General features: G+C 68.8%; 5 protein-coding genes, 1 tRNA gene, 1 rRNA gene and 1 pseudogene. 6 read left to right on the top strand and 2 right to left on the bottom strand.

The window, feature by feature from the left end; translation table 11 throughout:
• Positions 1–75, top strand: a 5S ribosomal RNA gene (gene rrf / locus AADR41_RS15020); the annotation flags it as partial.
• A gap of 232 nt (positions 76–307) precedes the next feature.
• A tRNA-Thr gene (locus AADR41_RS15015) sits at positions 308–380 on the top strand.
• A 58-nt stretch (positions 381–438) separates the two neighbouring features.
• Here the strand turns inward: AADR41_RS15015 and AADR41_RS15010 are convergent.
• Positions 439–1,197, bottom strand: coding sequence for a 2-phosphosulfolactate phosphatase (locus AADR41_RS15010; protein WP_342281884.1), 759 nt, complete (start codon positions 1,195–1,197; stop codon positions 439–441).
• A 299-nt stretch (positions 1,198–1,496) separates the two neighbouring features.
• On the opposite strand from AADR41_RS15010, the pseudogene AADR41_RS15005 reads away from it, so the two are divergent.
• The 3 genes and pseudogenes from AADR41_RS15005 to AADR41_RS14995 all read left to right on the top strand — a co-directional run.
• Positions 1,497–1,613 (top strand): annotated as a pseudogene (locus AADR41_RS15005) (helix-turn-helix domain-containing protein); the annotation flags it as partial.
• A gap of 14 nt (positions 1,614–1,627) precedes the next feature.
• On the top strand, positions 1,628–2,509 hold the full coding sequence (locus AADR41_RS15000; RefSeq protein WP_342281883.1) for an IS630 family transposase: 882 nt from the start codon (positions 1,628–1,630) through the stop codon (positions 2,507–2,509).
• Positions 2,510–2,540: 31 nt separating this feature from the next.
• A complete protein-coding gene (locus tag AADR41_RS14995) occupies positions 2,541–2,861 on the top strand; it encodes a MafI family immunity protein (RefSeq protein ID WP_342281882.1) in 321 nt (106 codons plus the stop codon).
• Between the two features lie 35 nt (positions 2,862–2,896).
• On the opposite strand, the gene AADR41_RS14990 is transcribed toward AADR41_RS14995, so the two are convergent.
• Positions 2,897–5,542: a SpoIIE family protein phosphatase gene (locus AADR41_RS14990; protein WP_342281881.1), complete on the bottom strand. Its 2,646-nt coding sequence runs from the start codon at positions 5,540–5,542 to the stop codon at positions 2,897–2,899.
• Between the two features lie 401 nt (positions 5,543–5,943).
• Here AADR41_RS14990 and AADR41_RS14985 point away from each other — a divergent pair, with 401 nt between their 5' ends.
• Positions 5,944–11,373, top strand: coding sequence for a HAMP domain-containing protein (locus tag AADR41_RS14985; protein ID WP_342281880.1), 5,430 nt, complete (start codon positions 5,944–5,946; stop codon positions 11,371–11,373).
• Positions 11,374–11,596: the final 223 nt, after the last annotated feature.

The raw sequence follows: 11,596 nt of genomic DNA, 5'->3' as shown, positions 1-11,596 counted from the left end.
AACCCGGAAGCTAAGCCTTTCAGCGCCGATGGTACTGCAGGGGGGACCCTGTGGGAGAGTAGGACGCCGCCGAACTCCTTTTACGGGAAAGCCCCGTGTCCTTGTGGACACGGGGCTTTTCTGCGTTCACCGTCCATCAAGCGACGACGACGGGCGCGGGCCGGGCCGGCCTCGTCCGGGAAGGTCCGGCATCGCCGTGCAAGAGGTGGTGCGGGGCCGGTGAGAGCCCGTCAGAGTCGGCTGCGGCCAGTGGTTTTGAGCATCCCTGAGTTCGGGGTATGCTTTATCTCGTTGCACAGCGCAGCACGCCCCAATAGCTCAGTCGGTAGAGCGTCTCCATGGTAAGGAGAAGGTCTGCGGTTCGATTCCGCATTGGGGCTCCGAAGAACAGTAGAGGCCCCCGCCAATGGCGGGGGCCTCTACTGTTCTGTGCGGAAGTCATTCGGCTGCTGTGAATGCCCCGTCGATGAGGACCGGCACTGTGTCGGAGGCGTCCAACTGCGTTGCGATGCGTACGTCTTCGGAGAAGCCGCCTGAGACGAGCTCCTGCCCGGATGCGCCGGCGGTCACCGTGGCGACGACATCCGGCGTTGTCTCGAAGCACGTGGCCGCAATGGCCGCCTCGGGCGACAGGGGACCGCCACGATGCTTCCTGAGCGCCGAGAGAACGGCTCCCGCGCCCAGCAGGTCCTCCAGGGCGGGCCGCAGGCTGCCGTCCGGCCAGCGCTCGCCCGAGGCGATCACGGCAACCGGCCGGGCGAGTGTTCCGTAACCACTGCGGGCGAGCCAACGGCCCACCGCGGTCGCGTTGCGCAGACAACCCGCGACGACCGTCGACCCACCGGCCGCGGCGGAGATCGACGAACCGTTGGGAGAGGGCAGGACCAGCCGTGGGGTGAAAGGCGCGCATCTCAGCGCCGCCGGCGACAGCGACCAGGGGGATGCGGGTGTGGCCATGCGCCGTCCCACGGCCAGCCGGGCGTCCGTGCGGTCCGCGAACGCCGATGCCGAGGCGTCACGCCAGGCGTACGGGAAGACCCGGGTGCCGGACTCCACGGCCACCGTCACCGAGGTGGTGAACGACAACACATCGATCACCACCAGACACGCGACCGCCGGCGCGAGCCGTTCGGCACCCGTGGGACCCCAGTCGAACCGTGCTCCACTGCCTGCCTGCAGATACCAGTCGTCGTCCATGGCGACGACAATGACAGGCGCCGAACCGCCGTCGGCCACAGGGATGTCGGCGTACTGGGGTCTTTCGTCTGGATCAGGCCGGGTTCGCGTGCCGCGCCTCGCCGCTAGTGCTCTGACCGGGAAGGTTCGCCGGGTCAGCTGTTCCGGCGGTTGGATGTGCGGTGACGTCCGTTGATCCGACCGTTGGGGGTGTGGTGGGAGAGCCTGTCCGTGTGCGCAGGTTGACCGACCACGAGGGGCAGAAGCTGCAGCAGACCGTGCGCCGGGGCAGCACCGGTTCGGTGCGCTACCGGCGCGCGATGATGCTGCTGGCCTCGGCCGGCGGGAACCGGGTGCCGGTGATCGCCCAGCTGGTGCAGGCCGACGAGGACACCGTCCGTGACGTGATCCACCGGTTCAACGAGATCGGGTTGGCCTGCCTGGACCCTCAGTGGGCGGGAGGCCGTCCCCGCCTACTCGATCCTGGCGACGAAGACTTCGTTGTGCTGACGGCCACCACCCGCCCGACCAAGCTCGGCCAGCCTTCACCCGCTGGTCAATCCGCAAACTCGGCGCCTACCTGCGTAAAGTCCACGGCCGCATCATCCGCATCGGACGCGAGGCGTTACGTTGCCTGCTCGCCCGCCGCGGCATCACCTTCCAACACACCAAGACCTGGAAGGAGTCCCCGGACCCCGACCGCGACACCAAGCTCGACCGCATCGAGCACGTCCTGGAGCGCTTCCCGGACCGTGTGTTCGCGTTCGACGAGTTCGGCCCGCTCGGCATCCGCCCCACTGGCGGCTCGTCCTGGGCCCCTGCCGGTCACCCCGAGCGGCACCCCGCGACCTACCACCGCACCCACGGCGTGAGGTACTTCCACGGCTGCTGCTCGATCGGCGACGACACCCTGTGGGGCGTCGACCGCCGCAAGAAGGGAGCCGCGAACACCCTGGCCGCACTCAGGTCGATCCGCGCGGCCCGCCCGGACGGCGCCCCGATCTACGTGATCCTGGACAGCCTCTCCGCGCACAAGGGCGAGACGATCCGGCGCTGGGCCGGGAAGAACCGCCTGGAGCTGTGCTTCACCCCGACCTACGCATCCTGGGCCAACCCGATCGAGGCCCACTTCGGGCCACTGCGGCAGTTCACCGTCGCCAACTCGAACCACTGCAACCACACCGTCCAGACCAGAGCCCTGCACGCCTACCTGCGCCGGCGCAACAAGAACGCACGACACCCCGACGTGCTCGACGCCCAACGACGTGAACGCGCCCGTATTCGCAGTGAGAAGGGCATCCGCTGGGGAGGACGGCCGGCGAAAGTCGCGTGACCCTCCGAGCGGCACCAACGACACTGACGCCATGACCGTTGATCGTGAGGCGCTTCAGGCCAGCTGGAACCGCACCCGTGGCCACCTCGACGCCGCCAGGGAACACCTGACGGGCCTGCCGGACATCGACCTCTCAGCGACGCTGGAGTTCCTGCAGCACAACGAGCTGGGACTTGCCTTCGACTGCCTGATCGATCTCGGAGACGACCTCGACCTGCCGCTCTCCTTCTGGCAGCACCTGGACCGGGCGGCTCGTGGGATGCACCTCTACAGCGAAGCGCTGCACAAGCCCCACCGCACGGCCGCCGACCTGTGCCGTCGTCACCTCGCCGCCGCAACCGAGCAGGAGTGACCCCGCCAACCCGGCGAACCTTCCCGGCCAGAGCACTAGGCGGCGGGCGGCTCCGGGACGCGCATCGCGAGGATGGCCATGTCGTCCGAGGCCGGCTCGGCGGCGAAGCGTTCCACGGCCCGCAGGATACGAGCCGCCACGGCGCCCGCCGTCAGGCCGGTGCAGGTCGCCAGGACGTCCGCCAAGCCGTCGTCGCCGAGCATGCGGGTGCCCTCCCGGCGTTCCGTGACACCGTCGGTGACACACAGCAGGACATCGCCCGGGGCAAGGGTGACCGTCTGCTCGTACAGCTCGAGGTCCTCGATGACGCCCAGCAGGGGCTGCGGCTCGGCCGCCGCCTCGACCGAGCCGTCCTGACGCAGGCGCAGCGGCAGCGGGTGCCCCGCGCAGACCACCTTGAGGAGTGCGCTGCCGTCCTCCTGGGGCCACAGCTCGCCGTACAGGAGGGTCAGGAAGCGGCTGCGGGAGCCCTCGTCGAGGATGGCGGCGTTGAGGCGCTCCAGGACGGCGGGGCCGCCGAAGCCCTCGCGGGCCAGCAGGCGCAGGGCGTGGCGGGCGAGACCCGTGACGGCCGCGGCCTCCGGACCCGTACCGCATACGTCGCCGATGGCGAAGCCGTAGGCGCCGTCGCGGATCGGGAAGACGTCGTAGAAGTCGCCGCCGACCTCGTTTCCCTCGCCCGCCGCGCGGTAGATGACCTCGATCTCGACGTTGGGGACCTCGGGCAGCCCCGGCGGCAGCAGACTGCGCTGCAGGGACTGGCTGATCGCCATGCGCTCCGAGTAGAGGCGCGCGTTGTCGAGGGCCAGGGCGGCGCGGCGGGAGAGGTCCTCGGCCAGTTCCAGGATCTCCTGGCGGAAGTGGTCGTCGGAGGGCTTTCCGAGCGTGAGCATGCCGATGACGCGGTTGCGGGCCACGAGCGGCAGGACCACCGTCTCCCCGCCCACGGCGGCCGCGGTGGCCAGCGTCGTACGGATTCCGGGGCCGAGCCTGCCAGGTTCGCCGAGCCGGCCGGTCTCACCGAGGCCGAGGGTGCGCATCGATGTGCGCAGGGCCGCCTGGTGGGCGGCCTCGGACGGGGCGGCCCAGACGCGTGCGCCGGGGGTCGGCACCGGGTCCGGTGGCGCGATCTTGGAGAGCAGGGCCTTGAGGCCGTCGATGCGTTCCTCGTCCTCGTGCAGCACATAGGAGAGGTACGGCTCGGACGACTGGTCGGCGATCGTGTACACGGCGCACCAGGTGGCCAGGGTGGGGACCGTCATCTGGGCCATCAGCGCCAGGGTCTGGTCCCGGTCGAGGGTGCCGGCGAGCAGGTCGGAGGCCTCGACGAGGAAGGACAGGGAGCCGCGGCGGAGCCGTTCCAGCTCGCCCAGCCGGGCCGATTCGACCGCGAGCGCGATCCGGTCCGCGGCGAACTGCAGACGCAGGGCCTCCTCGTTCGAGTAGCGGCCGGCTGCCTCGGCGGCGACACCCAGGGAGCCCGTGAGCCGCCCCTCGACCTTCAGCGGGACGGTGACGACGGAACGCATGCCCGTGCCGCCGAGCAGCGGGACGGCGCCCGGCACATTGTCCAGGTCCTCGTGGACGGCGGGCATCCGGGCGGATCCGTACCGTCCCGTCCCGGCCTCCACCGGGACACGGGCGAAACGCTGGCGGGCCGAGGGCAGACCGGTGGTGGCCCGTACCTCCAGTTCCGTTTCGTCGTCCGTCGCCAGCAGCAGGAAGGCGGCGTCGGCGTCGAGCATGTCGCGGGCCCGCTCGACCGTGCGCTGGAGCAGGCCGTCGAGGTCGTCGGGGGCGGGGGAGCCGATGAAGATCTCGAACGGGTCGGTCTTGCCGCTCTCGGCGTTCGTGTCGGACACCGGTGTCCGGGCCGGCGACTGGAGCACCGCGCGTTCGTAGTCGCGGACGAGCAGGCAGACGGTCGAGGGCTCGCCGTGGGTGTCGCGGATCCGCAGATGCGAGGCGTAGACGGGGATGATCCGGCCGTCGGCGCCGCGGATCCCGTAGCTGCCCTCCCAGCGCGAGAGCTGGAGCGCGTCGACGATGCCCGTGTTGGTGCCGGGGGTCTGGGGCCAGGCCGTGAAATCGGTGAGCTGCTTTCCGGTGACCTGTTCCGCGGTGTGGCCGAAGAGGAACGCGGCGTCCTCGTTCCAGGCGGCGATGGCGCCGGAGCTGTCGATCTGGACGACCGCCACCCGCACGCGCTCGTCGGCGACCGGGAGCAGTCCCACGGGGAGCAGCGGTCCGGCCGAGCGGATGCCCACCGGGCGTTCGGGAAGGTCGAGCTGGAACCAGACATGCTTGCGGGCGGGCGAGTACTCGACGCCCCACCGGGTGGCGAGTGCCGCGCAGAGCAGCAGTCCGCGGCCGTTCTCGCGGTCGGGGCTGCCGAAGTCCGGGCCGGTGCTCTGGAGCGGGATCTCGCGTTCCGGATAGTGGTCGGAGACCTCGATCCGGACGCCGTCCTCCGTGCGCAGACAGAGCACGTCGGCGGCGGTGCCCGCGTGGACCACGGCGTTGGTCACCAGCTCGCTGGTGAGGACGACCGCGTCGTCGACGACGTCCGTGTAGCCCCACCCCTGGAGGGTGTCCCGGACGAAGGCGCGGGCGGTCGCGACGGAGCGCCCGACCGGGTCGAAGGTGGCGGCCGCGCGCGCGGTGATCACAGAACTCCCCATGTGGTGTCTCGTCGCTTCCCCGAGTCCTGTGCCCGTTTCTCGCCGCTTCGATTCGCCTGCCAGGCTAGACGCTCGGTCTGTGTGCCGGGTACACGAGGGGCGACTTCGGACAGGAGCGGCCAGGAACCGACCTGTGACCGGACAAGTGTGGCCTTCCCGACGGAGGGATGCGGGACAACCACTGGAGGTTGCACCCCGGCTGCGTCCGGCCTGGTACGTTTCAACGATTTGACGTCCCCATGGTCACCCGTCGACGGTGGGCTGTGGCGGTGAGCCAAAGAAGAACTGGGCAAGCTCCCAGATAAGGCCCGAGCGATACGGTCAACCCCTGCGGGAGGGACACGGTGGAGTCTGGCGTGGCGGCGCGGGGCACAGGCACGCGCACAAAAGGCGGACAGTCCGTGAAGAAACAGCGCAATGGCACCATCGACGTCGACGCGGCGGCGCTCAACAGACTGCTGGCAGGTCTTGTGGCGATGCGCGACGGGAATTTCCGCAGGCGTCTGACCGTCTCGGGCGACGGTGTGATGGCGGAGATCGCGGCGGTCTTCAACGAGGTCGCCGACCGCAATCTGCATCTGACCGGCGAGCTGGCCAGGGTGCGGCGGATGGTCGGACGCGAGGGGAAGCTCACCGAACGGCTGGAGACGGGCGCCTGCGAGGGCTCCTGGGCCGCCGCGATCGACGCCTCCAACGAACTGGTCGACGATCTGGCCCGCCCGGTCTCGGAGGTCGGGCGGGTGCTGTCGGCGGTGGCCGACGGTGATCTCGAACAGCGGATGGAACTGCGGTCGCACACGTCGGACGAAACGGTACGGCCGCTGCGCGGCGAGTTCCTGAAGGTCGCCCGTACGGTCAACAGCCTCGTCGACCAGCTGTCGGCGTTCACCGAACAGGTGACGCGGGTCGCGGTCGAGGTCGGTACCGAGGGCAAGCTGGGCGGGCAGGCCCAGGTGCGCGGGATGTCCGGGTCGTGGAAGGACCTCACGGACTCCGTGAACACCATGGCGTACCGGCTGACCGCGCAGGTGCGCGACATCGCCCTGGTGACGACGGCGGTCGCCAAGGGGGATCTCTCGCGGAAGGTCACCGTCCATGTGGCCGGCGAGATGCTCCAGTTGAAGAACACCGTCAACACGATGGTCGACCAGCTCTCGTCGTTCTCCTCCGAGGTGACCCGGGTCGCCCGCGAGGTGGGTACGGAGGGCGAGCTCGGCGGTCAGGCGACCGTTCCGGGCGTGGCCGGTGTGTGGAAGGACCTGACCGACTCCGTCAACACGATGGCCGGGAACCTGACCTCCCAGGTGCGCGGGATCGCCGAGGTGACCACGGCGGTCGCCAACGGCGACCTGTCCCAGAAGGTCACGGTGAGCGCCCGCGGCGAGGTCGCGCAACTGGCCGAGACCATCAACCAGATGACCGACACGCTGCGGCTCTTCGCGGACGAAGTGACCCGGGTGGCCAGCGAGGTCGGTGGCGAGGGCCTGCTCGGCGGGCAGGCGAAGGTGCCGGGGGCAGCGGGGACCTGGAAGGACCTCACCGACTCGGTGAACACGGTCTTCCGGAACCTGACGACCCAGGTGCGGGACATCGCGCAGGTGACCACGGCGGTGGCCAACGGTGACATGACGCAGAAGGTCACCGTGGACGTGGCCGGCGAGATGCTGGAGCTGAAGAACACCGTCAACACGATGGTGGACCAGCTGCAGTCCTTCGGTTCGGAAGTGACCCGGGTGGCCCGGGAGGTCGGTCTTGAGGGCCGGCTGGGCGGCCAGGCCGAGGTGCCCGGTGCGGCGGGAACGTGGAAGGACCTCACCGACTCGGTGAACGCGGCGTTCCGCAACCTCACGGGGCAGGTGCGCGACATCGCGCAGGTGACGACCGCGGTGGCCAACGGTGATCTCTCGCAGAAGGTCACCGTGGACGTCGCGGGCGAGATGCTGGAGCTGAAGAACACCGTCAACACGATGGTGGCGCAGCTCTCGAACTTCGCCGACCAGGTGACGCGGATGGCGCGTGACGTGGGTACGGAGGGCCGGCTCGGCGGCCAGGCCCGGGTGGACGGCGTCTCCGGCACCTGGAAGGAGCTCACCGACTCCGTCAACTTCATGGCCGGGAACCTGACTTCGCAGGTACGCCAGATCGCCCAGGTGACCACGGCGGTGGCGCGCGGTGACCTGTCGCAGAAGATCGATGTGGATGCCCGGGGCGAGATCCTGGAGCTGAAGAACACGATCAACACGATGGTGGACCAGCTCTCCGCCTTCGCCGAGCAGGTGACCCGGGTGGCCCGTGAGGTCGGCACCGACGGGCGGCTCGGCGGGCAGGCGCAGGTGCCCGGCGTGGCCGGTGTGTGGCGTGATCTGACCGACTCGGTGAACGGAATGGCGGGCAACCTGACCGCTCAGGTCCGTAACATCGCGCAGGTCGCCACGGCGGTGGCGCGCGGCGATCTGTCGCAGAAGATCGATGTGGATGCCCGGGGCGAGATCCTGGAGCTGAAGAACACGATCAACACGATGGTGGACCAGCTGTCGAACTTCGCCGAGCAGGTGACCAGGGTCGCCCGTGAGGTGGGCACGGAGGGCATGCTCGGGGGCCAGGCAGAGGTGCAGGGGGTGTCCGGTACCTGGAAGGACCTCACCCAGTCCGTCAACGGCATGGCGAACAACCTGACCATGCAGGTCCGCAACATCGCCGAGGTCACCACCGCGGTCGCCAACGGTGATCTCTCCAAGAAGATCACCGTCGACGCCAAGGGCGAGATCCTCGAACTGGTCACGACCGTCAACACCATGGTCGACCAGCTGCTCAACTTCGCGGACGAGGTGACGCGGGTCGCCCGCGAGGTGGGTACCGAGGGCATCCTCGGCGGTCAGGCCCGGGTGCCGGGTGCGACCGGCATCTGGAAGGACCTCAGCGACAACGTCAACCTGATGGCCAACAACCTGACCAGTCAGGTGCGGAACATCTCCCGGGTCTCCTCGGCGGTCGCCAACGGCGACCTGAGGAAGAAGGTCACCGTCGAGGCGCGCGGCGAGGTCGCCGAGCTCGCGGACACCGTCAACACGATGGTGACGACGCTGTCCTCGTTCGCGGACGAGGTGACGCGAGTGGCCCGTGAGGTGGGCACGGAGGGCGAACTGGGCGGCCAGGCACGGGTGCCGGGCGTCTCGGGGACCTGGAAGGACCTCACCGAGTCGGTGAACTCGATGGCGTCCAACCTGACCGGCCAGGTGCGCCAGATCGCCGCGGTCACCACGGCGATCGCCAAGGGCGACCTCACCAAGAAGATCGACATCGACGCGCGTGGTGAGATCCAGCAGCTGAAGAACACCATCAACACGATGGTCGACCAGCTGTCCTCGTTCGCCGAGCAGGTGACCCGGGTGGCCCGCGAGGTGGGCACGGAGGGGCAGCTGGGCGGTCAGGCCCGGGTCCGGGACGTCGACGGCACCTGGCGCGACCTCACCGAGTCGGTGAACGAGATGGCCGGGAACCTCACCCGTCAGGTGCGGGCCATCGCGGCCGTCGCCACGGCGGTGACCCGCGGCGACCTCAATCTGAAGATCGATGTGGACGCGGCCGGCGAGATCCAGGCCCTTCAGGACAACATCAACACGATGATCGCCAACCTCCGCGACACCACGGCGACCAACAAGGAACAGGACTGGCTCAAGGGCAACCTCGCCCGGATCTCCGGGCTGATGCAGGGACGCCGCGATCTGGACGACGTGGCCTCGCTGATCATGAGCGAGCTGACCCCGGTTGTCTCCGCGCAGCACGGCGCGTTCTTCCTGGCCATGCCGATCGGCGACACCGGCACGGTCGGCCAGGACAGCGACAAGGACAACTCGTACGAGCTCTGCATGCGGGGCAGCTACGGATACTCGGCGGGTTCGATGCCGACCTCCTTCCGGCCGGGTGAGACGCTCATCGGGACCGCAGCGGAGGAGAAGCGGACCATTCAGGTGGACAACGTTCCGCCGGGCTATCTGAAGATCTCCTCCGGCCTCGGTGAGGCGCCTCCCGCACATGTGATCGTGCTGCCGGTGCTTTTCGAGGGGAAGGTGCTCGGTGTGATCGAGCTGGCGTCGTTCCAGCCGTTCACCCACATTCAGCGGGACTTCCTCAACCAGCTCGCCGAAATGATCGCGACGAGCGTCAACACCATCAGCGTCAACACGAAGACCGAGAAGCTCCTCGAACAGTCGCAGGAGCTGGCCGCGCAATTGCGGGACCGCTCACAGGAGTTGGAGAACCGGCAGAAGGCGCTCCAGGAATCCAACGCGGAACTGGAGGAGAAGGCCGAACTGCTGGCCCAGCAGAACCGCGACATCGAGGTCAAGAACACCGAGATCGAGGAGGCCCGGCAGGTCCTGGAGGAGCGTGCCGAGCAGCTCGCCGTCTCGATGCGCTACAAGTCGGAATTCCTGGCGAACATGTCGCACGAGTTGCGTACGCCGCTCAACTCGCTGCTCATTCTGGCCAAGCTGCTCGCGGACAACGCCGAGGGCAATCTCTCGCCGAAGCAGGTGGAATTCGCCGAGACGATCCACGGGGCCGGTTCCGACCTGCTCCAGCTGATCAACGACATTCTCGATCTGACGAAGGTCGAGGCGGGCAAGATGGATGTCAGCCCGACCCGGATCGCGCTGGTTCAGCTCGTGGACTACGTGGAGGCGACATTCCGTCCGCTCACCGCGGAGAAGGGGCTCGATTTCTCCGTGAGGGTCTCGCCGGAACTCCCCGCGACGCTCCACACGGACGAGCAGCGGCTCCTGCAGGTGCTGCGCAACCTCCTCTCCAACGCGGTGAAGTTCACCGACAGCGGGGCGGTCGAGCTGGTCATCCGGCACGCCAACGAGGACGTGCCGAACGCCATCCGCGAGCAGTTGCTGGAGGCCGGTTCGCTGCGAGACGCGGACGCCGACCTGATCGCGTTCTCGGTCACCGACACCGGTATCGGGATCGCCTCCAGCAAGATGCTGGTGATCTTCGAGGCGTTCAAGCAGGCGGACGGTACGACCAGCCGCAAGTACGGCGGCACGGGGCTCGGACTGTCCATCAGCCGGGAGATCGCCCGGCTGCTGGGCGGTGAGATCCACGCGGCCAGTGAGCCGGGCCGCGGCTCGACCTTCACGCTGTATCTGCCGCTGCACCCGAGCGAGTTGCCGCCGCAGGGGTACCCGCAGATCGGCCCCGGTCCCATCGAGGGGCACGGCGTCGCGGCCGGGGAGGGCATGCTGCCGGAGGCCGGCCAGGGCGCCGACCAGGCGGCCGCGGCACCGGACGCGGGCGGTGCCGCCGGGCTGATGCGGCGTCGCCGCAAGAGCCTGGGGAGCGCGGAGCGGCGGCCCGCGCTGCCGCCCCGGAGCGCTGCCCCGACGGCTTCGCCGGAGCCGTGGACGCTCGCCGGGCAGGAGGAGCCCGAGGTCCGCAGGACGTTCCGGTTCCGCGGCGAGAAGGTGCTCATCGTCGACGACGACATCCGCAACGTCTTCGCCCTCACCAGCGTCCTGGAGCAGCACGGTCTTTCAGTGCTGTACGCGGAGAACGGACGCGTGGGCATCGAAGTCCTGGAACAGCACGACGATGTGACGGTCGTACTGATGGACATCATGATGCCGGAGATGGACGGCTATGCCACGACGGCGGCGATCCGAAGGATGCCGCAGTTCGCCGGGCTGCCGATCGTCGCGTTGACCGCGAAGGCGATGAAGGGCGACCGGGAGAAGGCGATCGAATCCGGCGCTTCCGACTATGTCACCAAGCCTGTCGACCCTGATCATCTTCTTTCCGTAATGGAGCAGTGGATGCGCGGAGAGTGATCATTGATCGAGAGAATTCGGACGAGTTGCTGATCGACTGTGCTCGCAGGGGTGTGAGAAGGCTCTGTACGGGGAACCTTCTCGTCCCCCACCGCGTTTCGGCTGTGTGCACAGTGACATCGCGGTGACAGGGTGTGGCGACGGGCGGGGTGCGGCTACCATGACCGGCACAAGGACGGACGGCGTAAGGGAGTCGTCCCCTGGGGCGGCGCCCGGTGCAATT

The organism is Streptomyces sp. CLV115 (assembly GCF_038448545.1).
GTDB classification, from domain to species: domain Bacteria; phylum Actinomycetota; class Actinomycetes; order Streptomycetales; family Streptomycetaceae; genus Streptomyces; species Streptomyces sanglieri.
Note: the sequence above shows the minus strand (reverse complement) of the source record. Positions and strands in the feature narration are given on the sequence as shown.